General features: G+C 33.6%; 25 protein-coding genes and 1 pseudogene. 19 read left to right on the top strand and 7 right to left on the bottom strand.

Annotated features, from left to right (window positions below; translation table 11 throughout):
* Nucleotide 1: 1 nt before the first annotated feature.
* The 7 genes from ACZLO7_RS13090 to ACZLO7_RS13060 all read left to right on the top strand — a co-directional run bounded on the left by ACZLO7_RS13090 (nt 2) and on the right by ACZLO7_RS13060 (nt 6,519).
* Nucleotides 2-1,198 (top strand): Ger(x)C family spore germination protein, encoded by a 1,197-nt coding sequence (locus tag ACZLO7_RS13090; RefSeq protein WP_464937598.1) that lies wholly within the window; start codon nt 2-4, stop codon nt 1,196-1,198.
* A gap of 6 nt (nt 1,199-1,204) precedes the next feature.
* Nucleotides 1,205-1,438 (top strand): hypothetical protein, encoded by a 234-nt coding sequence (locus tag ACZLO7_RS13085; protein ID WP_464937599.1) that lies wholly within the window; start codon nt 1,205-1,207, stop codon nt 1,436-1,438.
* 67 nt (nt 1,439-1,505) lie between these two features.
* Nucleotides 1,506-2,600 carry a GerAB/ArcD/ProY family transporter gene (locus ACZLO7_RS13080; RefSeq protein ID WP_464937600.1) on the top strand — a complete coding sequence of 365 codons (1,095 nt, stop codon included), beginning with the start codon at nt 1,506-1,508 and terminating at the stop codon, nt 2,598-2,600.
* A 466-nt stretch (nt 2,601-3,066) separates the two neighbouring features.
* Nucleotides 3,067-3,981: a metal ABC transporter solute-binding protein, Zn/Mn family gene (locus ACZLO7_RS13075; RefSeq protein ID WP_464937601.1), complete on the top strand. Its 915-nt coding sequence runs from the start codon at nt 3,067-3,069 to the stop codon at nt 3,979-3,981.
* A gap of 12 nt (nt 3,982-3,993) precedes the next feature.
* Nucleotides 3,994-4,767: a metal ABC transporter ATP-binding protein gene (locus ACZLO7_RS13070; RefSeq protein WP_464937602.1), complete on the top strand. Its 774-nt coding sequence runs from the start codon at nt 3,994-3,996 to the stop codon at nt 4,765-4,767.
* Nucleotides 4,754-5,644 carry a metal ABC transporter permease gene (locus ACZLO7_RS13065; RefSeq protein WP_464937603.1) on the top strand — a complete coding sequence of 297 codons (891 nt, stop codon included), beginning with the start codon at nt 4,754-4,756 and terminating at the stop codon, nt 5,642-5,644. Before ACZLO7_RS13070 ends, ACZLO7_RS13065 begins: the two co-directional genes overlap by 14 nt.
* Nucleotides 5,641-6,519: a metal ABC transporter permease gene (locus ACZLO7_RS13060; protein ID WP_464937604.1), complete on the top strand. Its 879-nt coding sequence runs from the start codon at nt 5,641-5,643 to the stop codon at nt 6,517-6,519. Before ACZLO7_RS13065 ends, ACZLO7_RS13060 begins: the two co-directional genes overlap by 4 nt.
* Before the next feature lie 238 nt (nt 6,520-6,757).
* On the opposite strand, the gene ACZLO7_RS13055 is transcribed toward ACZLO7_RS13060, so the two are convergent.
* Together ACZLO7_RS13055 and ACZLO7_RS13050 are read right to left on the bottom strand one after the other, a co-directional pair.
* Nucleotides 6,758-7,366, bottom strand: a complete 609-nt coding sequence (locus ACZLO7_RS13055; protein WP_464937605.1) for a hypothetical protein — start codon at nt 7,364-7,366, stop codon at nt 6,758-6,760.
* Between the two features lie 493 nt (nt 7,367-7,859).
* A pseudogene (locus ACZLO7_RS13050) lies at nt 7,860-8,116 on the bottom strand (IS4 family transposase); the annotation flags it as partial.
* Between the two features lie 118 nt (nt 8,117-8,234).
* On the opposite strand from ACZLO7_RS13050, the gene ACZLO7_RS13045 reads away from it, so the two are divergent.
* The 4 genes from ACZLO7_RS13045 (at nt 8,235) to ACZLO7_RS13030 (ending at nt 12,106) form a co-directional block, all read left to right on the top strand.
* Complete coding sequence (locus ACZLO7_RS13045) at nt 8,235-9,401, top strand: NAD(P)/FAD-dependent oxidoreductase (RefSeq protein WP_511261338.1); 1,167 nt, start codon at nt 8,235-8,237, stop codon at nt 9,399-9,401.
* 287 nt (nt 9,402-9,688) lie between these two features.
* Complete coding sequence (locus tag ACZLO7_RS13040) at nt 9,689-10,174, top strand: peptide ABC transporter substrate-binding protein (RefSeq protein WP_464937607.1); 486 nt, start codon at nt 9,689-9,691, stop codon at nt 10,172-10,174.
* Between the two features lie 785 nt (nt 10,175-10,959).
* Entirely contained in the window at nt 10,960-11,262 is a 303-nt protein-coding gene (locus ACZLO7_RS13035; protein WP_427753936.1) for a DUF3784 domain-containing protein, read from the top strand.
* 580 nt (nt 11,263-11,842) lie between these two features.
* On the top strand, nt 11,843-12,106 hold the full coding sequence (locus tag ACZLO7_RS13030) for a hypothetical protein (RefSeq protein WP_464937608.1): 264 nt from the start codon (nt 11,843-11,845) through the stop codon (nt 12,104-12,106).
* A gap of 384 nt (nt 12,107-12,490) precedes the next feature.
* On the opposite strand, the gene ACZLO7_RS13025 is transcribed toward ACZLO7_RS13030, so the two are convergent.
* Nucleotides 12,491-13,396, bottom strand: a complete 906-nt coding sequence (locus tag ACZLO7_RS13025) for an AEC family transporter (protein WP_464937609.1) — start codon at nt 13,394-13,396, stop codon at nt 12,491-12,493.
* A gap of 135 nt (nt 13,397-13,531) precedes the next feature.
* Nucleotides 13,532-14,059: a peptide-methionine (S)-S-oxide reductase MsrA gene (gene msrA / locus ACZLO7_RS13020; RefSeq protein WP_464937610.1), complete on the bottom strand. Its 528-nt coding sequence runs from the start codon at nt 14,057-14,059 to the stop codon at nt 13,532-13,534.
* A 112-nt stretch (nt 14,060-14,171) separates the two neighbouring features.
* Between msrA and ACZLO7_RS13015 the strand changes: the two genes are divergently transcribed.
* The 7 genes from ACZLO7_RS13015 to ACZLO7_RS12985 all read left to right on the top strand — a co-directional run bounded on the left by ACZLO7_RS13015 (nt 14,172) and on the right by ACZLO7_RS12985 (nt 21,632).
* Complete coding sequence (locus ACZLO7_RS13015) at nt 14,172-15,116, top strand: LCP family protein (protein WP_464937611.1); 945 nt, start codon at nt 14,172-14,174, stop codon at nt 15,114-15,116.
* 89 nt (nt 15,117-15,205) lie between these two features.
* Nucleotides 15,206-16,411, top strand: coding sequence for an AI-2E family transporter (locus ACZLO7_RS13010; RefSeq protein WP_464937612.1), 1,206 nt, complete (start codon nt 15,206-15,208; stop codon nt 16,409-16,411).
* A 405-nt stretch (nt 16,412-16,816) separates the two neighbouring features.
* The gene (gene argC, locus ACZLO7_RS13005) at nt 16,817-17,851 is read left to right on the top strand and encodes an N-acetyl-gamma-glutamyl-phosphate reductase (protein WP_464937613.1); all 1,035 of its coding nucleotides are present in this window, start codon (nt 16,817-16,819) and stop codon (nt 17,849-17,851) included.
* Nucleotides 17,852-17,867: 16 nt separating this feature from the next.
* Nucleotides 17,868-19,094: a bifunctional glutamate N-acetyltransferase/amino-acid acetyltransferase ArgJ gene (gene argJ, locus ACZLO7_RS13000; RefSeq protein ID WP_464937614.1), complete on the top strand. Its 1,227-nt coding sequence runs from the start codon at nt 17,868-17,870 to the stop codon at nt 19,092-19,094.
* Complete coding sequence (argB, locus tag ACZLO7_RS12995) at nt 19,057-19,836, top strand: acetylglutamate kinase (RefSeq protein ID WP_464937615.1); 780 nt, start codon at nt 19,057-19,059, stop codon at nt 19,834-19,836. The genes argJ and argB overlap by 38 nt, the downstream gene beginning before the upstream one ends.
* Nucleotides 19,833-20,966, top strand: coding sequence for an acetylornithine transaminase (gene argD, locus ACZLO7_RS12990; protein WP_464937616.1), 1,134 nt, complete (start codon nt 19,833-19,835; stop codon nt 20,964-20,966). Before argB ends, argD begins: the two co-directional genes overlap by 4 nt.
* A gap of 162 nt (nt 20,967-21,128) precedes the next feature.
* Nucleotides 21,129-21,632: a hypothetical protein gene (locus ACZLO7_RS12985; RefSeq protein WP_464937617.1), complete on the top strand. Its 504-nt coding sequence runs from the start codon at nt 21,129-21,131 to the stop codon at nt 21,630-21,632.
* A 240-nt stretch (nt 21,633-21,872) separates the two neighbouring features.
* Here the strand turns inward: ACZLO7_RS12985 and ACZLO7_RS12980 are convergent, their stop codons facing one another.
* On the bottom strand, nt 21,873-23,012 hold the full coding sequence (locus ACZLO7_RS12980) for an HD domain-containing protein (protein ID WP_464937618.1): 1,140 nt from the start codon (nt 23,010-23,012) through the stop codon (nt 21,873-21,875).
* A 95-nt stretch (nt 23,013-23,107) separates the two neighbouring features.
* The gene (locus tag ACZLO7_RS12975) at nt 23,108-23,251 is read right to left on the bottom strand and encodes a hypothetical protein (protein ID WP_464937619.1); all 144 of its coding nucleotides are present in this window, start codon (nt 23,249-23,251) and stop codon (nt 23,108-23,110) included.
* Nucleotides 23,252-23,594: 343 nt separating this feature from the next.
* Between ACZLO7_RS12975 and ACZLO7_RS12970 the strand changes: the two genes are divergently transcribed.
* Complete coding sequence (locus ACZLO7_RS12970; protein WP_464937620.1) at nt 23,595-24,047, top strand: nuclease-related domain-containing protein; 453 nt, start codon at nt 23,595-23,597, stop codon at nt 24,045-24,047.
* Nucleotides 24,048-24,837: 790 nt separating this feature from the next.
* Here ACZLO7_RS12970 and ACZLO7_RS12965 read toward each other — a convergent pair.
* Nucleotides 24,838-26,013 (bottom strand): aminotransferase class I/II-fold pyridoxal phosphate-dependent enzyme, encoded by a 1,176-nt coding sequence (locus ACZLO7_RS12965; protein ID WP_464937622.1) that lies wholly within the window; start codon nt 26,011-26,013, stop codon nt 24,838-24,840.
* Nucleotides 26,014-26,321 lie beyond the last annotated feature (308 nt).

Below are 26,321 nucleotides of genomic sequence, written 5' to 3'. Positions count from 1 at the left end.
CATGAAAAGAATAACAATAATTATATTCCTTCTCTCGCTCACTCTTTTATTAAATGGATGCTGGAGCAAACGTGAATTAAATGAATTAGCTATTGTTGTGGCATTGGGAATTGATAAAATAGACGATGAATTTGAGCTATCAATGCAAATTGTTAATCCCGGCGAAATTTCTACAAAACAGGCGAGTGGTAAGTATTCTCCTGTTGTCACTTACCACGCAAAGGGTAAATCAATATTCGAAGCTGCACGGAGATTGACTACATTAACGCCTAGGAAACCCTATATGTCCCATCTTCAAATGCTAGTAATAGGAAAAGAATTGGCGGATGATGGGATAAATCAATCTTTGGATTTCCTAGCAAGAGATCATGAAATTCGAAGTGACTTTTACATTGTCGTAACTGATCAATCAACTGCAAAAGAAGTATTGAATGTTTTAACACCTATAGAAAAGGTACCTGCTAACAAGTTGAAAAATTCTAATGAAGGTTCTCAAAAAACATGGGCATCTACTTCAACTATTCAATTAGATGAATTAATAAACAATCTTAGTAGTGATGGAAAGAGTACAGTATTGTCAACAATTGAAGTAGTGGGTGATAAAAAGTTAGGTATTGACCAAACAAATGTAGAAAGAATTAAAACACCCGTGTTACTGGAATATATAGGATTATCAGTGTTCAAAGAGGATAAGTTAGTAGGGCAATTAAATGAAGTAGAAAGCCAAGGATATAATTACCTAAAGGATGATTTAAAAAGTACAATAGAAATCATGTCCTGCCCAAAAGGTGGGAGTTTATCTACAGAAATAATAAAATCAAAAACAAAAGTAAAAGGAAAAATAATAAATGGTACCCCTTCAATTGATGTCGCTATCAATGTAGATCAAAATGTTGGTGAAGTTGAATGCGATATCGATTTAAGTAAAATCAAGACGATTCATATGATAAATAAAAGTATAAGTAAACTAATTAAAGAGAAAACAAAAAAAACACTTGATAGCATTCAAAAAAAATATCAAGCTGACGTGATAGGTTTTGGTGAAGCTATCCATCGTGCTGATCCAAAAGAATGGAAGAAGATAAAGGGAAAATGGGAATCGCTATTTCCAGAGTTGAAGGTCAATGTAAAAGTAAAAGTCAACACACGTGGATTAGGTACTGTGCAAAACTCAATGCTATTTAAGACAAAGGAGTAATCTCATATGCTTCCAACAATGGGGATATTAATTATTTCTACGGCCATTTCGCTGCTTGAAATACCAAAAATATTGAAAAATAATAAAACAAAAGATTTATGGGTTTTTATAATATTAATATTAATTGGTACAAGCTTGAGTATAGCAGTATGTTTAAAAGTTGAGCTACCTAATCCACTAGATTGGATAACCTTTATTTTTAAACCATTTAGTGAATTTATTATGACAACTTTAAAGTAGAACAGCATTTTTGACGATATTTTCGAAATGTTAAAAAATAATTAACAGTAAATGAGGCAAGAAAATCGTGGATAAACAAATGATTAGTGTACGCCAATTAACTATAATTGTTATGTTTTTTTCTATAGGTACAGCTATATTAATTTTACCAGCAAGTATTTCACAACAGGTTAAACAAGATGCATGGATAGCCACTTTTTTAGGTGTAGTATTAAGCTTATTTGTTGTCAAATTATTTATTATAGTAGGGAATATTACGACTAATTTAACTTTAGTGGAATCCTATGAAAAAATATTAGGCAAATATGTGGGGAAACTTATTTCTATTGCCTTCGTATTATTTTCCTTTTTAGCTGCTGGAGAACTATTATATTATTTAGGGGATTTTATGAAGTCTTCAGTTATGCCTGAAACACCATTAGCTGCTTTTGGAATAATGTTTATGCTCGTTATTTGTTATGGCGTTTACTTAGGAATCGAATCATTTGCACGTTCTGCTGAAATACTGTTCCCTATATTTGTTCTAATATTTGTTCTATTTGTCATTTTCATATCTCCTCAAATAGACATAAATAATATTCAACCTATATTAGAAACGAGAACTAAACCATTGATACATAGCATATTACTTTTTACGAGTACATTTTCCTTCCCTTTAGTTGTTATGTTGATGGTTTTTCCTGCTTCCGTAAATTTGAATAAATCAGCATCAAAAGGAATTTATATAGGTATAATAGCTGGGGGAATTGTATTAGTTTCTGTGATTATTTTAGCTATCCTAGTCCTCGGAGCCTCGAATGCCTCACAAAGGTCCTATCCCAGCTATGCATTGGCTCAGAGAATATCTATAGGGAATATTCTTCAGCGTATTGAGATTATAATGGCCTTTTTATGGATTACTACAATATACATTAGAACGTTCATGTATTTTTATGCATCAGTTTTGGGTTTATCTCAAATACTTAAGATTAAAGATTATCGACCTCTTATCTTGCCAATGGGGATGAGTTTAATTGCCATTTCACTAATTATACATCCTAATATAATTCATTCAAATAAATTTAATGAAGAGGTTTGGTTACCATATTCATTTATTTTTGCAATCTTACTTCCATTATTATTAGTGGTCGTTGCAAAATTCAGGAAGATAAAAAGTGAGTGATTGGTCGTTTGTACAGGAATTTAGATGAAATAATAGTTGGAGTAGAACTTAAATACTTGAATTTATTTACATCTTGTCGAACAAATATCACTAATTAATCTTAGAATTGCAGTATGTAGAGTATTTTAGTTGAATTTATAATGCCTAGAATAAATACAATTGACAATCGGTAACACCTATAAAAAGAAAACCACAAGCAGCTTTTCAAGTTTGCTTGTGGTTTTTTCTTTTCAACTCGATCCACTTGACTATTTGCAAGTATTCGCACCTTTGTAACAAATAATTAAAAAAATTTTCCAAGTATTTGTTGACAGAAAAATAGAATATATATAAGATATAGTAAAGTTTCCTTTAGGAAAGAAAATTTGTTATGAGAACAAAAATTTCTGGAAGGAATAAAAAATTTTTTACACTAAAAGTTTCCTTCGGGAAAGAAATTTAGCTTAATGAAAAAGGAGCGGTATGGATGAAAAGGTTAGTTGTTTTTATGGCTGCAATCATACTATTAGCAGGTTGTACTGCCAAACAGGAAAGAGGAACTGGTAAACCAGTTGTTGTGACAACAATCGGTCAAATTGCAGATGCGGTTTCTGTCATTGCTGGAGATTATGTAGAAGTAAAAGCTTTAATGGGTCCAGGAGTAGATCCACATTTGTATAAGGCGACACAAGGAGACTTAAGTAAATTAGAAAGTGCTGATGTTATTTTATATAGTGGGCTTCACCTTGAGGGGAAGATGCTTGATGTTTTTGAGAAAATGAAAGAAAGCGGTAAATCTGTTGCAGCAATTAGTGAATCTATTGATGAAAGTAAGTTGTTAGGTAATGAAATGGATGCAAATTTATTTGACCCGCACGTATGGTTTGATATCAATATTTGGAAAACAGCTGTGCATCAAATCACGGAGACGTTAAGTGGGGAATATCCAGAAAATAAAGAAGAATTCAACAAGAATGAAGCTAGCTATTTTAAAGAATTAGATGAACTATCTGCTTATGCACAACAACGAATAGAGGAAATTCCAGCAGGTGGGCGTGTATTGGTAACGGCGCATGATGCATTTAACTATTTTGGCCGTAGTTTGAACATAGAGGTGCGTGGTTTACAAGGGTTAAGTACAGAGTCTGAATACGGGTTAAAAGATGTACAAGAGGTTGTTGACTTTTTAGTGGGAAACAATATTAAAGCAGTATTTATTGAATCGAGTGTGTCTGATAAAGCGATGAAGGCGGTAATTGATGGAGCTAAAGAAAAAGATCAAAATGTGAATATTGGCGGGGAATTATTTTCAGATGCCATGGGAAAAGAAGGGACAGAACAAGGAACATATATCGGGATGTATAAACACAATGTAGATACAATTGTGAACGCATTGAAATAGGGGGCGGAAAATATGAATGCAATTCAAGTAAGTCACTTATCTGTGGCGTATGAAGACAATATTGTTTTACGTGATATTAATTTAAAAGTGCCAGTTGGACAATTAGTAGGAATTATTGGACCAAACGGAGCCGGAAAATCTACGTTGATTAAAGCAATTTTAAATCAGCTACCAAATAAAACTGGTAAAGTTGAAATACTAGGACATTCTTTAAATCCTAAAAATCACCTTGTGGGTTATGTTCCGCAACGAAATGCAGTAGATTGGGACTTCCCAACGAATGCATTAGATGTTGTTTTAATGGGGCGTTATGGTCATATTGGTATATTCAATAGACCTTCAGCTAAAGATCGAGAAAAGGCTATGAAATGTTTGAAAAGTGTTGGCATGGAGGGATTTGCGAATCGTTCTATAGGTCAATTATCTGGTGGACAACAACAGCGCGTCTTTTTAGCCCGAGCACTTGCTCAGGAAGCAGAAGTTTATTTTATGGATGAACCTTTTGTAGGAGTTGATGCTGCTACTGAGTTAACGATTATAAATATTTTAAAAGAATTAAAAGCGAAAGGGAAAACAGTACTGGTAGTACACCATGATTTACAAACAGTCGATGATTATTTTGACTGGACAGTATTACTAAATAAAACAATCATTGCTTCAGGACCAACTAAAGCAATCTTTACAGAAGAAAAATTACAACAAACATATGGAGGAAAGCTATTCTTCATGAATAAAAAGAATAATGAAAATATCGCTGAAAGGGGAAGTTTGCGTGATATCAGGTAACTTATTGTGGGTATTAGTTGGTGCATCACTACTAGGAATTGCTTCGGGATTAATAGGATCATTTGCTTTTCTGCAAAAGCAAAGTCTTGTAGGTGATGCGGCTGCTCATTCAGCACTTCCAGGAATTGCGATTGCCTTTTTAATATTTCAACAAAAGGATTTGCCATTATTAATGCTCGGTGCAATTATCACTGCTACTATGTCTGTATATCTGATACAAGGTATTATAAATCGATCAAAGTTGAAGTCGGATGCCGCAATCGGAATAATACTATCTGTTTTTTTTGGTGCGGGTATCGTTTTACTAACAATTGTTAATCAAAGCAGTTCTGGGAATCAGAGTGGATTAAATGATTTTATTTTCGGTAAAGCAGCAACTATAGCAAAGAGTGACTTAGTATGGTTATCTGGTAGTGCTTTATTAATTATATTGACGTCCTTACTTTTTTACAAAGAGTGGAAATTAGTGATTTTTGATACTGCATTTGCTAAAGGAATCGGCTTACCTGTAGAACTCCTTAGATTTATTCTAACAGCAATGACTGTTTTAACGATTGTAACAGGTATCCAGGCTGTAGGGGTTATATTAATGTCGGCAATGTTAATCATTCCGGCGGCTACAGCTAGAATATGGTCGGATAGATTAATCACGATGATTATTATGAGTGCATTGTTTGGTGCTTTGTCAGGAGCATGTGGCACTTTGATTAGTTCTTTGAAAACGGGGTTATCCACTGGTCCAATTATTGTCATAACAGCATCGTCATTCTTTATGTTATCTTATATTTTCTCTCCAAAACGAGGTCTAATAGTGAAAATTCACCAAAAACGCCAAGTAGAGAAGCGAGCATTAATCCAGGAGGTGCAAGCATCTTGAATGAATTTTGGGTAATAATAACAGGCTCATTAGTTGGGATTACCTGTGGATTAACAGGTGTATTTTTAATATTACGTAAGATGGCTATGATTGCAGATGCGATTAGTCATACCGTTTTATTTGGTATAGTCATGGCATTCATTATCACACAGTCAATAAATGGTATATGGATGATGATTGGGGCTGGAATTGCAGGAGTTTTAACGGCATATTTAGTGCAAGTCCTACAAAACAATGGTTTACAAGAAGATGCTTCAATTGGTGTCGTTTTTACAACACTATTTGCAGTGGGGGTATTACTAATTACACTTTTCGCAGGCAATGTACATTTAGATGTAGAACATGTATTAATGGGGGAAATTGCATTTGTACCTTGGAATACTTGGTCATTTATGAGTATAACAATGCCAAAAGCTGTATGGATGTTACTGTTTGTTCTGTTGATAAATGTATTATTCCTTTTAGGGTTTTATAAGGAAATAAAATTGTCAACATTTGATCCTGTTTTTGCAATGAGTTTGGGCTTACCACTCGTTTTTTTACATTATGCATTTATGACTCTCGTATCGATTACAACAGTTGCAGCATTTGACAGTGTAGGTGCTGTCTTAGTCGTCGCTATGTTAATTGTGCCAGCATCTACAGCTTATCTACTAAGTAAATCGGTAAAAAGAATGATTATTTTAAGTACGGTAATCGGAATGATATCTGCTATAGGTGGTTATTATTTCGCGAAATTCTTTGACGCATCAATTGCAGGAATGATGGCTACAACAGCAGGGATGATATTCTTACTGGTCTTTTTATTTAGACCATATGATGGCCTTTTAATGAAAAAAAGGAAACTAGCTAACTTGAACAATCTCAATATATAATCATAAGTAGGCTTCCCCAGTTCTATACTATTTCATAAAGTTACACACAAATTAAAGGCTGTTAAAAAAACGTTAGTATCATGTAAATATGATACTAACGTTTTTTCTATTGGGTAGATTTCAAATAGAGATGTCTGAGAATAATTTATAAAGAGAAATTAAAAAAGTGTTGTCAATTTGAATTAAGTAATAACTACTTATCTATGAAGAAAAATTAAATATAGTAAAACTGAATTTGTTATTTTACTGGAACTAGAACTTTATATTCCTCGGGTATATGTAAAATTGTTTCGTAATATGCACGTTTCGTATATTCTTTTGAGATGTTTTTATTAATTGATTTATATGTTAAATAAGGTTCTTTAATTGGCTCTTTTTTAATAATAGTCTTAACAGAAATTGTTTTAGAAACACTATTTTTATCTAGTACATCTAATTTAACCCAAATTGGTTTAACTGTATTATTTAAATAAATTGATTTAATTTTTTTGTTGTGATTTTTTTGTATGTCTAATATTTGTGTGAAATCTTGTACATATATTTTGTTTTCAGGTAATGCATTCATGTATGGCTCTAAATAATCGGCTTTCCATTGTTTTTCATTCATTGAAAAATCAGCTTTCATTATATTAATAGATGAAAATACTACTAATGATAGTGTGAAAAATAAGAAGAGTCCTCGCAGTATGAAGCCGCCTGATGAAATTGTTTTTTTGTTTTTTATGATATCCATCAGAGTATAAATTCCGATTATCAACCATAACAGTTCAGCGGGAATTAATACGAATGCTGAATGGGCATGTGATATACTTTCTTGTACTTCTATTACTTTATCAATACTAAGCACTTTTAAGTCCTCCAATTAATTTTATTGTCATATATAATTTGTATGAAAATAAAATAATTTCTACATTTTTCTTTTTAGCTATACATTATACTATTTCGAAGTTATTGTATATAATAATTTACTTTTCTACTCTATTTATAGAGGGGAAATATGATGGGGCGATATGTCTTAGTTATTTTAGAATTAAAACTCTGCGCTAGATGGCATGAATTTGCAGTGGTATACGTAGTAAAAAACACACCTATTAATTGCCTGCAATAAAAACAATCATCTAAAAACTAAAAAGAAGCCAATATCCTCACAAGTTATACTGAGGATATTGGCTTTTGAAATAATTAACTTCTTTCAGCAGAAGTCTCCCACCTCTATAGGTGGTGAGATGAATGCGAATTTAAGCTACTTTTCAGCGGGTGTCCAAACACCCCCTGAAAGAAGTTAAAGCCTCCGGACACAATTATGCCGAGGCATAATTGATTGACAAAAGCCGACACTCTCTTTGATTGGATGTTAAAGGTTTGATTAGTCGTATCATCTCGCTACTAAGAGATAAGAGAAACTGGCGCCAATTAAACGTAGGTGTGTTCAAAAAACGATAGACTGTATCCTTAGCTAGTAAATCGCCGGCTTTTTACTCTAGTGAGCTCGAAACAAATTGTTATATTGAAAGACGAGTAAGAAGATTAGCTTGAACACATTGAGGCATGAATAACCTGCAAGTTTACTAACATTCTCTTTTCGAAGGTGGAAGCATACATATAATTTGGAAATGTTGTGTAAAATAGTCTTCTTTTGTTATCATGGAGAGGACACCTTTCGTTTTGTTTTGGATACCATAATTTTAACAAAAAAAAAAGAGGTGTCTTTCTTTATGTACAAACAGATATTACAAAAAGAAAATACATATCTAAAACCGCAAACTGCTAGTTATACTTGTCAAAGTATTGATATACCAACATTTATAGAGGGAGGAATAGTTATGACTAAAAAGCAAAAGATTACAATTGTTGGTGCAGGGATTGTTGGTGCGTCTATAGCTTATAATCTATCAAAGGAAAATCAGAATGTCACATTAGTTGAGAGTCACTCAAAAGCAGGATGTGGGGTAACAGAAAAATCTTTTGCTTGGATTAATCCATCAGGGCGTGTTCCAAATAACTTTCAACATTTGTATGATGAGTCACTTGCAGAATATCATGTACTGGAAAAAGAGATACCAGAATTAAAGGTAGATTGGAACGGTGCACTTACATGGGGAAATCTCACAAGCATCAATAAATCTCATGTAAAAAAAATAACTCGTCAGCAAATATCAGAGTTAGAACCTCATTTGAAAGAATATCCTGAGGAAGCTCTTTATGCTTATAAAGAAGGCGCAGTAGATCCTAATGTCCTAACGAATCTTTTAGTGAAGATAGCGGAAGAAAACGGGGTAAATATATTATTCGATACAAAAGTGACACAAATAAAAAATGAGGGCATCAAAGTTGTTGGCATACATACTTCAAAAGGTTATATAGAATCAGATGTAATTGTATTAGCAACTGGTACAGCGTTACCTGAGCTGTGTAAACCTCTTGGTTTTGATATTCCTATTGAGTCTTCACCTTCAATTATAATTCGTATAAAATCTCCAAAAAAGCTCATTCACACCTTAATTTCTAATTCAAGATTTGAGGCAAGACAACTATCCGATGATACACTTATTGCCGCTGAAGATTATTTGGATGAATATGGAGAAAACGGACCAGAGGAGATTGGAAAAAGAGCATTTGAAACCCTTTGCTACGATTTGGAAGAAGGGGAACATTTAGAGTTAGAAAGTATCAAAGTAGGAATGAGGCCTATGCCTAAAGACGGTTATCCCATTGTCGGTTTTCATGATCAGGTAAGGGGTCTATATTTAGCAGTTATGCATTCTGCAATCACGTTATCTCCAGTTATTAGTCGATTGGTTGCAAAGGAAATTGTTGATAACGTTCAGTTGGAAGAATTAGAGAGCTGTAGAATATCTAGGTTTTATCCACTAAATGATTAAACACAATAGATAAAGAAATCTTATTGATATTTTCCGGGATTTAGCAGAAGTTAAAGATGTTTTAGACATGGTCAATTATAAAAGCCGAATGACTAAATGGTCGGCCGCTTTACCTAGTCATTCCAAGCAATGCCTCGACTTTTCGGGTTGCGAAAATTGAGTTCTAATTATTTGGGTTAAAAGAGATGCTTTTGCACATTCAAGTTAATAAAAAATGATACAATGAATTTAGAATTATTTGTAAAATAACTAGTTGGTGAGGTTACTTAGATGAACGGGGGAGGAAAATGAAATTTAAGCTTACCGCATGTCTATTTATGCTAACCCTATTTCTTACTGCTTGTAACACTGTAGTATCTCCGAAAGAACATGCAAGTGAACTATATATCATTGCTTTAAATGCTATTATGGAAACAGATGAATCATTGAATAATGATATGGAATTTATAGCTATTGATATGAGTAATTTTGATGAAGTAGATGAAAAACAGAAAAAATCTATTCTAGACTTTTTTGAAGAAAAGTATAAAGTCCAAGTAATGGATGCTACCTTCGATGAATTAAAAGAAAAAGGGTACTATAATCAAGATACCATGGTTTTGGATGGAGTACTGCTAACAGTTCAAAAAGTATATTTTAACGTAAAAAACAATGTCTTCTTTAATGGTTCAAAATACAGATCAGCAAAAGGAGCTATTGGTGTAGAAAGTACAGTCCACTACAAAGATGGTGATTGGCGAATTAAAGAATCAAAAGAAACTTGGGTAAGCTAATTTAGGTGTTATTTCATAAACTAGATATTTAATAAGTCAGGATAACTGCAGCTCTTTTAAAATAGGTACTTCAATCTGAAGTTTAATAGAATAATAAGATGAAGTACTATTTGAGCTCCCTTTTTTAATTAGATATATCTAAATTTATTATTTAAAAGCAGTGAACAAAAAAGGGGAATGGTAATATACTATAATAAAGTTTCCTTTAGGAAAGAAAATTTCGCAAAGGAATAAAGAGAGGGTGAAATGTCATGAAGTGGATGGAAATGTATATGCCCCGAACATATGGATTAATATCGATATGTGGCAAAGTTCTACCTCATAAGAACAGAAAGCGTCATCTTAAATGAAATGTCATTTCAAAAATTTTCTGCCATATTCTAATGAGTATTTTTTCTTAAATGAAGAAAATCCATTTCCATATATTAAATTAGGTAGAAGGTGGGGTTATTGAGTTTCATATTATTTCAATAACAAAAATATCTGGAAAGTTACTGTTTTACATTAGGCGATGTTGAAGTGGACTGGTATTTTGTAAATAACATGTGAAATTTTAAGGATGGCTATTAAAATTTGATGATTTAAAACCTGTACTAATTAAATATAATTGTCAAATATAAGGTAATCGCCTTCGGATATTCATCATAAATATATAATGAAATGGACTAAAATTTACAAAACAATTAAATAACATTAACTTTTCGAGGATATAATAAAAAAGCAAGACATCTTCCATGCATAGATTTTATTAAATGAAATAAAATAAGCACTAAGGAGGAGTAAACTTGGCTACTTTAATCGACATTTTGATTACAAGTTTGATCAGTCTCTGCTTTTTAGTCTTAGGATTATTTATTTATAAAAAAGAAGATGTTGAATTGGTTGCAGGATATAATGGTCAAAGATTCAAAGGAAATAAATCGAAATTTGCAAAAAACAACGGTTTATTTTGTATAGCATTTGCGTTTTTACTTTTTATTACCCCATTTTTCAAAAACTTTGGGAATGTATTTTTAAATTTAATCTCATTCATCATGGTGTTGTTATTAATCATTTTAGTTCTATATACAAGAAAGCAGCATCAGTAAACTAAAAAATCCGTTTGTTCCTAATAGCTAGGAATAAGCGGATTTTATTTTGTCTTAGGATTATACCTACATTGCTATGGGAAAAGTAAATGCTGTTGTAAGAAATAAAATTTAAGACATATCTTTCCTAGATGTGGCTTTGTAACAGCTTTTGGTAATTTTTACTTTTAGTACATTTTGTTATAACGGACAGTTGACACAATTCGAATTCTTTCAAGATTATTTTGTCCCGTCATCATTTACCATCACCTCAAAAAAATATATTTATCATGTATAGTTGCTTAGATCGGAGGTGGAGACTACTGCGGGAAAAGCGCCCATCGTTGCCTAAATCAACGGTCTTATCTATCTATTTATATATACTTTAAAGTAAAAAAACTGTAGATAAACCCGAGTTTATTTGAATTTTAATCCTACACTAACTTCATGATAAAGCACACCCGTTAAAGATGTATCTTCTGATAGTAAGTCTGCATATGTAGATACAGTAGTAGCATATGGTTTTACAATACTACTAGATTTTCATACAGGAACTGGGACTTTGAAAATTAGTTGAATATGTAGAAGGGGAGGAAATTAGGTGGAAGCTATAAAGGCGAAAAACAAATATCATTTCGAGCCTTTACTGTACGGAATAATTTCTTTTTTTATACCAATTGTAGGATTTTTCGTAGCTATAGGTGGGATTATTTCTTATAAGAAGGCGAAGGAAGAAATCGCTACAAATGGTGGTAATTCTTATTTTCTTGTTAACTTTGGTTTAGTTGTAATTATTTTAGGGATAATATTTAATTTGCTTTCAATATTAGCGATATACACTATCAGAAAACTCCAAACAGGGTGATAATAAATCTGTGAGTTATAAGTAGACTTGTGCTTGTGAAAATCTCACAAATACTACAAAAAGAGAGTGAGGGGATGTTATCTACCCCTCACTCTCTTTCTTTGATTTAAGGTAGAAATGTATCAACAGTGTTCAATCAAATTCCTCTATGTAAAGACTAAAGTAGAAACACTTATATACAAAGGATATTTCTATTTAATTAATGGCATTTCATGGGTACAAAATCATAATAGGGCTGTCTTTATTTACAGCAGTCATAAAGAACTTTGATCTACGATTTTCCCTCGTGCATTTCAGGTATAAATCAATCCATTCAAATAGTTGAAATCGCCCAATGATATTTTTAGAATCCGATGGTTTTTGAATAAATCAGATGATTATAACTTAAATTCCTAAGAAAAATAGCACAAGGGGAATAGATACAATGCTAATAATCGTAGTCACAAATGTCGTAAAGGATACTAAATCAGGTTTCGTATCAAATTGTAAGGCTATCATAGTTGTATTTGCAGCAGCAGGCATGGCAGCTTGGATAATTAAAACAGTTTTAATAAGAGAGCTAAGAGGCATAAATGATAAGATTACGGCTGCTAGAATCGGTGATAGAATGATACGTATAAATGTGACAGCCGAAACTAAACGATAATCAACCTTTTTAGCAGAAATAGCCGCTAGCTGCATCCCCAAAACGAGCATCACTGTTGGAATAGACGCTTCAGCTACTAAACTAACACCGTCCATTACTGTTTTAGGAATAGTAATATGGTAAAATTCTAAAGTAATACCTGCTAATGCTGCGTAAATAAGGGGCATGCGCAAGACTTTTTGGAGGGATTGCTGTATCGTTGCTTTTTGTGATCCACCTATTGAAGCAAAGAAAATGCCTAAGCTATTCATTAGAAGCGAATGAAGAACCATTATAATAACTGCAATATCAAAACCTGCAGCACCTAATGCAAATAACACTACCGGTGCTCCGTAATTGCCGCTATTCATAAATACGGCTCCTAGAATCATAGCAGAAAATTCTGAGCGTGAAGCTTTAAATATAGCAGAGATTCCCCAAGTACAGAGAAACAATGCAATTGTTAACGTGATTGCGAAAATCGCTATGTATAAGTAATCTTTTGTTAAAGGTGTCGTATAAAATGTACGAAAAGCGAGAAATGGAGACATTAAGTATAGAGCTGCTGTAGAAATTGATTTAATATCAAAACCTATACATTTTTGACCGATAAAGCCTATAGAAAACACTATTAGAACGGGTAAAATAATAAGAAATAAGGACAAATAATCATCTCCGTTTGAATGAATTAGCTATTTCTTATTATTCCACTTTGAAAAATATTAACAATACTATTATAAAAAAAGTTTAATTTTTTCAGAGAAAAACACGTAGTTAGTAAACTACGTGTTGAACTAATGTTATTTCCAATTTGTATTGATAAATTCATCACGACCGGATTTTGCACGGTCTTCTTCATAGTGATTGGCACTTTTTTTGTAATAATCCTGATGGTAATCTTCAGCAGGATAGAAAACACTTGCTTCACGAATCTCAGTGACAATTTGCTTTTTGAACCGTCCACTTTCAGCTAATTGTTGTTTAGAAGCTGCAGCTAACTGATATTGAAATGAATTATGATAGAAAATTGCAGCTTTATAAGACTCACCGCGGTCTTGGAACTGACCTTCGTCATCTGTAGGATCGATTTGTGGCCAAAAAATTTCCAGTAATTTTTCGTATGAAAAGATCAACGGATCGAATTCAATTTGTACGACTTCTAAATGACCTGATTGACCGGCTTTTACATCTTCATATGTCGGATTTTCTAAATGTCCACCCATATAGCCAGAAGTTACTTTATGTATTCCGTCATATTCAACAAATGGTTTAACCATGCACCAAAAACATCCACCAGCAAACGTAGCTTTATTAGTAATTTGTTCCATGTTGTAACCTCCAATAGTATAAAGACGTCATGAATACGTGGCATCTTGTATATCTTTTAGTTTACAACATTGACTACTAGAAAAACATACCCACTTGAAAGGAGCATACATCATGCAAGAAAATCAACAAACACGAGCGCGTAAAAAAAGACGCAAAGTTCGTAAAGGACGTGTGTTCTTAACTTTTCTACTACTTCTTTTAGTAGGCGTAGGAGTTTATGCATACACTGAATATAAAGCAGGTCTAGAACTTGCAAATGGGCAAGAACAGAAAAAAGAAAACTTTATTGGTGACGAAGCTTCATCAAAAAATATAGATAATATTTTACTTTTAGGTGTTGATTCACGCGGTGAGGCAAAATCGCGAACAGATTCTATGATTCTTGTTTCATGGAACAAAGATACAAATGACATTAAGATGGTATCATTCATGCGAGATATTTATGCAGATATTCCTGGCTATCAATCATATAAACTAAATACGGCCTATTATTTAGATGGCGTTCAATTATTGAAAGATACACTTAGCAACATGTTCGATGTAGAGATTAACCACTATGCATTAATTGACTTTAAAAGCTTCGAATCAATGGTAGATATCCTTGCACCAAATGGAGTAGAAGTAAATGTTGATAGAAATATGTCTAAAAACATCGGAGTTAAGTTGAAAAAAGGAACACAGCAGTTAAATGGTAAAGAATTATTAGGCTTTGCTCGCTTTCGTTCAGATGCACAAGGTGACTTTGGGCGTGTAGATCGTCAACAGAAGACTTTAGAAGCATTGAAAAAAGAAGTTGTATCACCTGGGAATTATAAGAATTTCCCGAAATTATTAGGGGCCTTACAAGGGTATGTTCAAACTGATATGACATCTAAAGACGAATTATCTTTTATGGCATCAATCATAAAAGGTGGAGATCTTAATATTGAAAGGCTGACTATTCCAGTTGAACATGGTTATTCATTTGCTAATTATCCTCATGCTGGATCTGTCATTGAAATCGATCGTACTTTAAATAATAAAGCTTTAGAAGATTTTCTTGATTTCAAGCAGTAATATAGGGGTATAATATTATTATTAGCGCAAAACGAATGCATACTGTAAACTAATGATATAGCATTTTTTGTCACAAAAGGGGGGATTGGATGGAACCAGAAAAACCATCATTTTTTTCAACAAGATTTATCCGCTTTTTAGGAGGTAGAAATTTACTTTTTGGTTTAATAACCTTATTGATTTTAGGGTGTATTATATTCATCTATGAAAAAGTATCGTTTATTTTCTATCCTATTGTTGTTTTTTTACAAACTGTTGTACTCCCGGTTATTTTAGCCTCGATTGCATATTATCTCTTAAGACCTATTCTGCGTATACTTGAGAAATGGAAAATTCCCCGTGTGTGGGGGATTCTGATTATTTACCTTGGGTTAGCTGGCATAATTACTTTGTTAGTTATTCTAGTATTCCCGTTTTTAAAAGGTCAGTTTACAAATTTAATCAATGAATTCCCTCATTACTTTATGGAATTGCTTCATAAAACCCAATCTTTCGTACAAGGGTCGACTTTTAATACTTTTTTAACTAAATACAATTTTCATTTAGATGAAGTAATGTCAAATATAACTAAAAACTTGAGTGATACAGTAAAAGTTACAGCTGGCAAACTTGGTAGTGGTCTTGCAACAGGAATTACAGGCTTTATTTCTACTTTAACTGGAATTCTTTTAGCAATCGTAACTGTCCCGTTTATCTTATTCTACTTATTAAAAGATGGCGAAAAGCTTCCGAAATTTGTATTGAAAATGTTTCCTCCACGTATGAGAAATGACGCGGCTCATTTATTTCATAAAGCTGATCGTCAAATTAGCTCATATATTCAAGGTCAAATCATCGTTGCATTTTGTATTGGTGTCATGATCACAATTGGATTTTTAATCATCGATATGGATTACGCAATCGTGCTAGGTTTTTTAGCGATGGTTACAAGCGTTGTACCTTATTTAGGACCTATTATTGCTATTACACCAGCAGCAATTATCGCCATTGTAACGTCACCAATTATGTTGGTCAAACTGGCGGTTGTATGGACTATAGTGCAATTAGTAGAAGGGAAATTTATCTCTCCTCAAGTGATGGGTAAATCACTACATGTACATCCAATAACAATTATTTTTGTTCTTTTAACAGCAGGTTCATTATTCGGTGTACCAGGTGTTGTTCTAGGTATCCCAGGTTACGCTGTTCTCAAAGTATTAGTAACGCACTTGTTCTACTTATATAAGAAACGGTTTAATCGACAAGAACCAGATCCTACTATGGAGTATGAAGTAGAGAACTGGAAGGATGAATAATCGGTAGCAATTGCTAACGATTAAGACTGTAGACAAACTCGAAGAAGTTCGAGTTTATCTACGGTCTTTTTTATTTTTTAAAATATATAAATAGATAAGATCATTTTAGTAATGAAACGATTGTTCATAGCATTAGACAAAGAGTTCAATTTAAAGAATGTCTATTACAATACGTTGATATATAATTTTATACAATCAAACAGCAACTCCACTATTACGAATTGGTGGAGGGCTGTTTTTTTATGTATAAAACTTGAATTAAATAATAAATATTTCTCAATTGTTACTGTATTAATGATGGAAGCGTATACAATCTGAATAGTTAGGAATGCAAATAAAAATACAGTTGACTTTATATTTATACATTATTATAATAATTTGTAACATACACGTGAGGTGATTCAGTTGAAGGTCGGAATTATTGGTGCAACAGGGTATGGTGGGTTAGAACTAATGAGATTACTACATAATCACCGAAAAGTCGGAAAAATAAAATTATTCACTTCTTCTAATGAAGGAGCCATTTTTTCACATAAAAATAGTCACTTAAAAAAACTATATGATCAGCCACTAGAGAAAATAGATGCAGAAGCATTAGCCCAATTAGATATTGTATTTACTAGCACGCCATCAGGGGTTTCAAGCAAGTTACTACCACCTCTATTAAATGGTACAACAAAATTCATAGATTTATCAGGTGATTTCCGACTGAAAAATTTAGAAGATTATGAAAAATGGTATAAAAAAGATGCAGCTCCTAGTGATGCTGTAGAAAAAAGTGTATATGGTCTATCTGAATGGAACAGAAAGGGAATTGAAGAAGCAAATCTTATTGCGAACCCAGGCTGTTATCCGACAGCAGTTTTATTATCGTTATTACCATTACTTAAAGAAAACCTAATTCATGCAAATGGCTTAGTTATTGATGCAAAAAGTGGAATCTCAGGGGCAGGTAATAAGCCTAGTATGATGACCCATTTTAGTGAAACAAATGAAAATACAGCAATCTATAAAATACATGAACATCAGCATATACCTGAAATTGAGCAGGCAATGAAAATGTTCGCAAATAGTCATTCACCAATTACATTTACAACAACATTAGTGCCAATGACAAGGGGGATATTAGCAACAAGTTATGCAAAAATCACATCAGGTACAACTGAAGAGCAGCTTTATAACTGTTTAGTTGATCAATATCAAAACAATCCTTTCGTTCGAATTGTAAAAGAAACAACTAAGTTTGGAACAAATCAAGTTTATGGTTCTAATTTTTGTGATATCCATGTGAAAGTCGATTTAAGGACTGGGAGAGCAACGATTGTTTCTGTCATTGATAATTTAGTCAAAGGGGCGGCAGGGCAAGCCATTCAGAATATGAATATACAGTTTGGTTTTGATGAAACAGATGGGCTTATGCAAGTACCATTATACATTTAAAAAGGGAGTTGCTTTTATGACGACAACTTTTGAGAGTTTAAAAAGAATTTCAAGCAAAAATATCGTTTCACCAAAAGGGTTTTCTGCATCAGGTATACACTGTGGAATCAAACATAAGAAGAAAGATTTAGCGATTTTAGTAAGTGACGTGCCTGCAAATGTAGCTGGTGTGTTTACAACAAACGTTATTAAAGCAGCTCCTTTAGTACTTACAAAGCAGGTAGTGAAAGAATACGGTAAAATGCAAGCACTCATCGTGAATTCTGGTAATGCTAATGCATGTACAGGAACTCAAGGCTATAAAAATGCCGAAACAATGCAGCAATTGACTGCAAAAAAATTAGGGATTGCGAAAGAACTTGTAGGCGTTTCTTCCACAGGCGTAATCGGAGAAATCATGAACATGGAACCGATTGTAAAAGGTATTGTTGAAATTAAGCCAACTGCAACGTTAGAAGGGGCAATTGATTTTGCACAAGCAATACTAACTACCGATACGGTTACTAAAAATACAGCATATAGCGTAGTAATAGACGATAAAGAAGTTGTCATTGCGGGTGTGGCAAAAGGATCGGGTATGATTGAACCAAATATGGCGACAATGCTTGCTTATGTGACAACAGATGCAGATATCGAACAACGAGCATTGCAACAACTATTAAAAGAAGTAACAGATGTGACCTTCAATGCCATTACAGTGGATGGCGATACGTCTACAAATGATACAGTTCTAGTATTAGCTAACGGATTAGCAGGCAATGCAACGTTAACACCTGAGCATCCGGAATGGGAGACATTTAAAGCTGCTTTCCATGCTGTATCGCAGGATCTTTCGAAAATGATAGCAAAAGATGGTGAAGGTGCAACGAAATTAATCGAAGTAAAGGTTGAAGGTGCTGTGACTGATGAAGAGTCTCGCAAAATTGCAAAAACAGTCGTAGGTTCTCCATTAGTAAAAACTGCGATCTTTGGTTGTGATGCAAACTGGGGACGCATCATTTGTGCTATAGGTTACAGTGGCTCAACAGTGGATCCCACAGATGTGAAAATTCAAATTGGCTCAACGACAGTTGTTGAAAAAGGTGAACCAGTGTTATTTTCTGAAGAAGATCTTATTGTTTATTTGAAACAAAATGAAGTGAAAATTTCAGTATCGTTAAACCAAGGCGATGGTTCTGGTACTGCTTGGGGATGTGACCTAACATATGACTACGTGCAAATCAACGCAACCTACAGATCTTAAAACGATCGTTATTAAACTAGGCGGTAGTATGCTAGAAGGTTTAACAACAACCTTTTTTGAAAACTTCAAGAAGATGCAACAATCTGGAATAGATATTATTATCGTCCATGGTGGGGGACCTGCCATTAATAGAGCATTAGCCGACGCAAATGTTGAGACTATTACTAAAAATGGTATTCGAGTAACATCAAGTGAAGCTATTGAAATTGTACAATCGACATTAATTGGAAAAGTGAATCCAGCCCTTACGCATCAGTTGAATGTTGCTAGTATTAAAGCGATTGGATTAAGTGGTTATGACTGTATGTTATTTAGCTGTTCGTTCTTAGACAAAAAAGAATATGGATATGTAGGAAATATTGATGAGGTCAATACGGAACTTCTAAAAACGATACTTGCTGTAAATATCATTCCAGTAGTATCTTGTTTTGGTGTAACACCTGGTGGTATACCTCTAAATATTAATGGTGATACAGTTGCAAGCAAAGTGGCCTTAGCCATGAATGCTAATAGTCTGCTACTAGTGACGGATACACCGGGGATTAAAATTGAGAATGAAGTTCAAAACAGCATATATCCGGAACAAATTAAAGAATGGATTGATTCTGGTGAAATTTATGGGGGCATGATTCCCAAAGTTCAAGCAGCCATCGACTGTTTAAATGAAGGCATACCAACTGTTCAAATCGTCGATTCAAAATTAGTCGGAACAACGATCCACAGAAAGGAAGTTTTCGCATGAGTGCATTATTTGGAAACTATGGCAGACGCCCAGTCCATTTAGTAAAAGGGCAAGGAACAAGAGTGTTTGACGAAACAGGAAAAGAATATTTGGATTTTACGAGCGGCATTGCGGTACTAAGTTTAGGTCACGCAAATCCAATTTTAGTAGAGGCAATTAAAGAGCAAAGTGAAAAACTATGGCATGTATCCAATCTATTTGAAAGTCCAGAACAAGAGCAATTAGCAGCAATTCTTGTTAAAGATACCCATCTTGCACACAGTTTTTTCTGTAATAGCGGGGCTGAAGCAAATGAGGCTGCTATCAAACTAGCGCGTAAGCATACTGGTAAACATACAATTATTACTTTCGAAAAATCATTCCATGGTAGAACATTTGGTGCCATGTCAGCTACGGGCCAAGCAAAAGTGCAACAAGGATTTGGTCCTTTAGTCGATAAATTCATCCATGTTCCATTTAACGATGCACAAGCACTTGAGTCAGTAGTCAATGGTGAAGTTGCAGCTATTATGCTAGAAGTTGTCCAAGGAGAAGGTGGCGTAAATGCTGTAACAGAAGAATTTGGAGAAGCAATCGCTAAAATCTGTAAAGAACAAGGCATATTACTAATTATAGATGAAGTGCAAACAGGCATCGCTCGTACTGGTACACGTTATGCTTATGAACAAACCGCATTGAAATCAGATATTTTAACACTTGCTAAAGGACTTGGTGGTGGCTTTCCTATTGGTGCGATGCTTGGTACCGCCGAAATGTACGACACATTTAGCCCAGGTACACACGGCACAACATTTGGTGGAAACCCACTAGCAGTAGCCGTAGCACAAACAGTTATTAATCATGTGTTTGAAGAATCATTTTTAGGGGAAGTACTTAAAAAATCGGAGTATTTCAAAGTACGATTAGCAAAAGTGTTATCAGCAGAGAAATTTACTGTAAAAGGAATGGGATTACTTTTAGGTTTAGACTGCGGTCAAGTAGTGGCACCATTGATTACAAAAGCTGAAGAATCGGGATTGTTACTAGTAGGTGCAGGTGAGGAGGTCATTCGGTTACTACCTCCATTAACAGTTACATATGAAGAAATCGATACGGCCATCGCAATTTTAGCAGACCTTTTAAACAATTAATAAGCATGAATTAATGCGTTCAGTGAATCGCAATTCATTACTCAAAACCTCTATAAATAGTGTTCAACAATAAGCGAATGGATTTAATGACTTATTCGCTTATTGGCGAACGCGAAACTTCCGGATATGTAATTCGTCAAAATTACAAAAGGGGAAATTATCATGTCTAACTTTATACAATTAAAAGGCATACTCATCGAACACCACGAAACACCATCTCATTTCGTCTTAACTTGTAAAAAACAAGAGGACGATTCTATATTCCTTCTTAATCTAACGAAAGAAACGTTACTTTTTCATAGCACTTCATACGAGCCGCTTCTAGTAAGTGAACTGAAGCAAGGCCTTTTTATTCATGCTTATGTCCACGAGCTTCAACCCGCTAAGCTGATTTATCCCTCACAATACTCACCAACACTCGTTCTTGTGAATGTAGAAGATTTATTCTTTGGCAACAAAGTTGGTACATACAATGCTGAAACCTCTTTAGTAGAAGCAGATCTTCGGCTAAATATTAGTCCAAATACAACGATATTGAATAAAGAAGCGAAAAGCATAGGAGCCGAAAAGCTTGATGGACATGATATAGCAGTATTCTTCAAAATAAGCACACGCAGCATTCCACCACGAACTACACCGCAAAAGATTATTTTGTTGGATGGGTAATTACTATTGTTTGTTCGGTACTATTAACGGTGAGTAATTGAACTTGGGGTTTTATTGCACAATGGCAATTAAATTGATCTTCCAAATCCTATATCAAGAGAATAACTTGTGAAGAGACTGATTGAGGTAGAAAAGTGAAGCACATATAAAAAGAGATGAATTTTGAGTTATTTAAAATCGAAAATAGCCTTGTAAATTACCTTTTACAAGACTATCATAAATTTCCTTAATAACTAAAATTTAAATTTGAGTAGTTAATATATAGGCTTTTGCTGGTAATTGATAACTCTCATTTATTGAGTTGGATAGCTGGCGAATATCCAATAATTTATTATCATGAATCACGTAAATACCACCAATATATGAACTATAGTTTTTCATTTCTTTAATGACCTCAACATTTGTATTGTTTTTTTGTAATCTTTCACTCTGGTCTAGATCTAGAATTTGATAAGGCACACTATCTTTTTCGGATGAATAAACGGTAAGCATTCTTTTTAGATTATTTTTCATAGTATTATCTCGCTTGAAAGACTTAATTTCATTTTCAATCGTTTTATCAACCAATGCTAAAAATTGTTCTACCTTCACACTCGAATAATCATTTTTTATAACATCAAATAACTCGTGGGATGAATAATTTTGATTATTTTCCACCGTAACATTAAAGATATTTTTAAGTAATTTATCTTTTCCTATTACAAAGGGATGTCCAAAACCTTCGTTGTATAATGCTTGTTTTATTCTAATCATTTGTTCTATTTCATTTATACCTGTGATATCAATGATTAGTTTATTTTCAAAAATTTGAAATGAACTGATTAATTTATTTAAATCCATCAAATCCAGTTCAATAGAAGAATGGTATAAATCCCTATTCCAAAAATCCATTTGGTCAAGAGATAAAGAACCAAATAAAATATCTTCAATGACTGGTAACTTAGAGTTTCCTTCTAATATAGACACTACATCTTCTAATAGTTGAGGTATCTCTTGAAGAATACGGCGAATCTCAGCGTCTTCCCTAATAATTCTAACAGTCCATAATGCATGAGATTGCCCTGAAATACTTTGAAAACAGTGTGAATAGGGGCCATGACCAATATCGTGTAATAAAGCTGCAACCGATGAAACTATCATTTCATAAGGAGTTAATGTTAATTGTCTTTTTAAAATTAAACTATTCTTTACTTTTAGGAATAGTATATACACACCAATAGAATGTTCAAATCTTGTATGAATCGCATTTGGCTGGAGGAAAAATGTATTTCCTTGTTGTTTTATGTACTTTAAACGCTGAAATGCAGTAGAATTAATTAATTTCTCTATAATTTTATTGTCTATCAATATTTCTCCGTGTATCACATCAAATATTTTCATAAGTACTCCTTCGATTAAATTCCCCTTAGTTGAATGAAAATTTTTAGTATTTATAATTGTATATGTAGTGGTGGAAATGGTGACAGCAGAATTTTCTAATTGAATAAAAAAGATATATTAGTGAAATTTACAAATCCTGAATGATGTTCTTCGATATCAGCTTCTTTGTCTATATTAGGCCAAAATGATTTACAAAGATCAGGATTTTCTTCATATTCATGGATTAGCTCTACATCCATGTTAATCCTTATTAATATCCATTTGAATTATTTGGAAATAAAACTCTTTTTAACATAATATCGCTATATGATATTTTTAGCAAACAGTATTATAGATTTATAATTTTTGACTATTCTGTTTATTTTTGTGGTATAAATAAAGGTGTGGTAGTTTAGGAGGTTACGTCTATATTCATTACGCGACAAATTCCTAGCGAAATGTTTGCGCATAAGCGACTGATTCAACGACTCCCCGTAGATCATCAGAAAATCGAAGACATCAGACGTCAACTTGTAAATGTAACAGCAGGGTTTAATGGTGAATGTCGAGTAGATCAAATGGTGCAAGAAGTACAGTTTAACAATGACTTTTTTTACTTCCCAAACTTTGAGTGTCAACTTTCTCCAACTCGTATTGCCCAAATCGATTATCTTGATTACACGAAGTTATATTCTATTAATAGAAGTTAAAAATATGCGAGGTACTTTACATTTCAACGAACATCCATATCAACTTATTCAAGAAATAGATGGGCAATCCATTGCATATCACTGTCCACAAATGCAACTTCTTCGTGCTTCAGACACTTTTGAGCGCTGTTTAAAAAATCTGGAATTACAGCAATTACCTATCTATAAGACAATTATTATCCCAAATAGCCGGACAATTATAAAAACGCCACCTTCAACTGTACCCCTTATCATGTCGAAAGAAGTTGCAGTATTTATACAAAAACTTAATGAGCTTCCAGTAGTCATAAACGAAGCTCAATTGGATGAATTGACCCATGCTGTTAAAATGAATAATAAAGCGTAAAAACACAGACCTTTATGTGAAAATTACAACATACCAATTGAGCAAATAGAAAAGGGAGTCATTTGTCATTGTGGAACGAGTGGCATCCGCATCTCTGAGCGAACATGGCATTGTCCAAAATGCCAGGCAGTAATTCCTAGTGCAATCGAGCAAACTCTACACGATTGGTTTAGTATTTGTGCCGAAGAGATTACAATAAAAAAATGCATTGATTTTCTAGGTTGTAATAGTAGAACGTTAATCTCAAGAGAATTGAACAATAGTAACTATATAGCCTTAGGAAAAACAAAGTCCAGGAGATTTAAGTTAAATAATAAAGAGCCACTTTTCAATAGTTAAAACTCTAGCCCAAAAACTTCGTATTGTATGAAGTTTTTGGGTTTTTTGATTTGAAAAAATTAATGAGCAGGTTAAATGGAATCCCGAGTGAGTTAAAAGGAGAGACGGGTAGGTTAGATCCCGAGTAGAGCAAATGAAAGCCTGAAAAGAATGAGTAGGTTAAAAGAAAGCGCGAGTGAGTTAAAAGGAGAGCCGAGTAGATTAAATGAGATCCCGATTAGAGCAAATGAAAGCTTGAAAAGAATGAGTAGGTTAAAAGAAAGAGCGAGTGAGTTAAATGGGCTCCCGAATGAGTTAAAAGAAGAGCCAAGTAGATTAAATGGGATCCCGAGTAGAGCAAATGAAAGCTTGAAAAAAATGAGTAGGGTGAATGAACTTACATGAAAAAATTACTATATTTTTCACCATAAAAAAACCACAAGAGGAATCTCCCTCTTGCGGTCTAGATCTATTAAGCATGCACTACTGATAATGTAGCAAGTCGTTCAACAGCTTCTGCTATTAATTCTTCTTTTTGAACAAGTGCTAAGCGAACATAACCTGCACCAGCATCTCCAAAGATAATACCTGGTACCATGACAACGCCAGTTTCTTTGATAGCATGATATACAAAGTCGATTTCATTCATTTCTTGGTTTGGATATTTTGCCCAAACGAACATGCCGCCTTTTGATGGTGTTACGGTCCAGCCGATTTTAGTTAAACCGTCCATTAAAGTATGGTGACGTTTTGAGAAAATAGCGCGAAGGCGATCAGTAATCTCTTCAGCGTTGTCTAAAGCAACAATACCAGCTTCTTGAATTGGCTCAAATGTACCGTAATCTAAATTGGATTTTAGTTCATGGATAATTGAGATCATTTCAGCATTCCCTGCAATGTACGCGATACGTGCACCAGCTAAACTGAAACTTTTAGAAAGCGAGTTAATTTCCATGCCGACTTCTTTTGCGCCAGGTATAGCAAGGAAGCTTGATGGACGGTCACCTTCAAAATAGAATTCTGAATAGGCAGCATCATGCAAAATGATGACATTATATTGACGGGCAAATGTAATTGCTTTTGCGAAAAACGCTTCGTCAGGCATTGCAGGAACTGGATTTCCTGGTAAGTTTAGAATCATCAATTTCGCTTTTTCAGCAACCTCTACAGGAATTGCATCAAAATCTGGTAAAAAATTATTTTCCTCTAATAAAGGCATATAGTAAGGAACGGCTTCAGCAAGATGAATACCGGCATCAAAGGCTACATAGGCTGGGTTCGTAGTTAGGACATAGTCACCTTTATTACAGAAGGCCATTGGTAAATGGACAAGCCCTTCTTGTGAACCCATTGTTTGAATAATTTCAGTACTTGGATCTAAATCTACATTACTACGACGTTTGTAATAACGGGCTACTGCTTCGTAGAATCGTTTCGTACCACTTAATGTATAGCCATATGAGTTGGCTAAGGCACTTCGCTCAGACAATACTTTACGTACTTTTTCATCTGGTGGAAGATCTGGGCTTCCTAAGCTTAAATCGATTAATTTAACGCCTTCAGCTGCTTTCGCATTGGCCGCCGCTTTCAAATCTCCGAATATTGCTTTTGGAAACATAGCCATCTTTTTTGATTTTTCGATTTTCACGTGCAAGCACTCCTTAGTTGCAAAAGTAATTTTAAGAAATATTTTATCACACTAAAGCTATTATGTAACAGATATAATACAGAAAAAAATATAATTTGTAAAAACATCTCTGAATGTTCAATAAATATATATATTTTAAAATAAAAATATTACAAATATTGTATTTTAAAATAACGGATATATGTAGAAGAAAATGATAATAACAATTATTTTGCTAGAATATAAAAAAAGTATAAAATATTTAGGATATTTTTGCTATAATTTCATAGAACTTAAGGATTGGTATCGAAGAATTTTTTTAGGTATTT

The sequence above is a fragment of the Viridibacillus sp. d25.2 genome, from assembly GCF_055456015.2.
The sequence above is the reverse complement of the archived record's forward strand: the minus strand, read 5'-3'. Positions and strand labels throughout refer to the sequence as shown.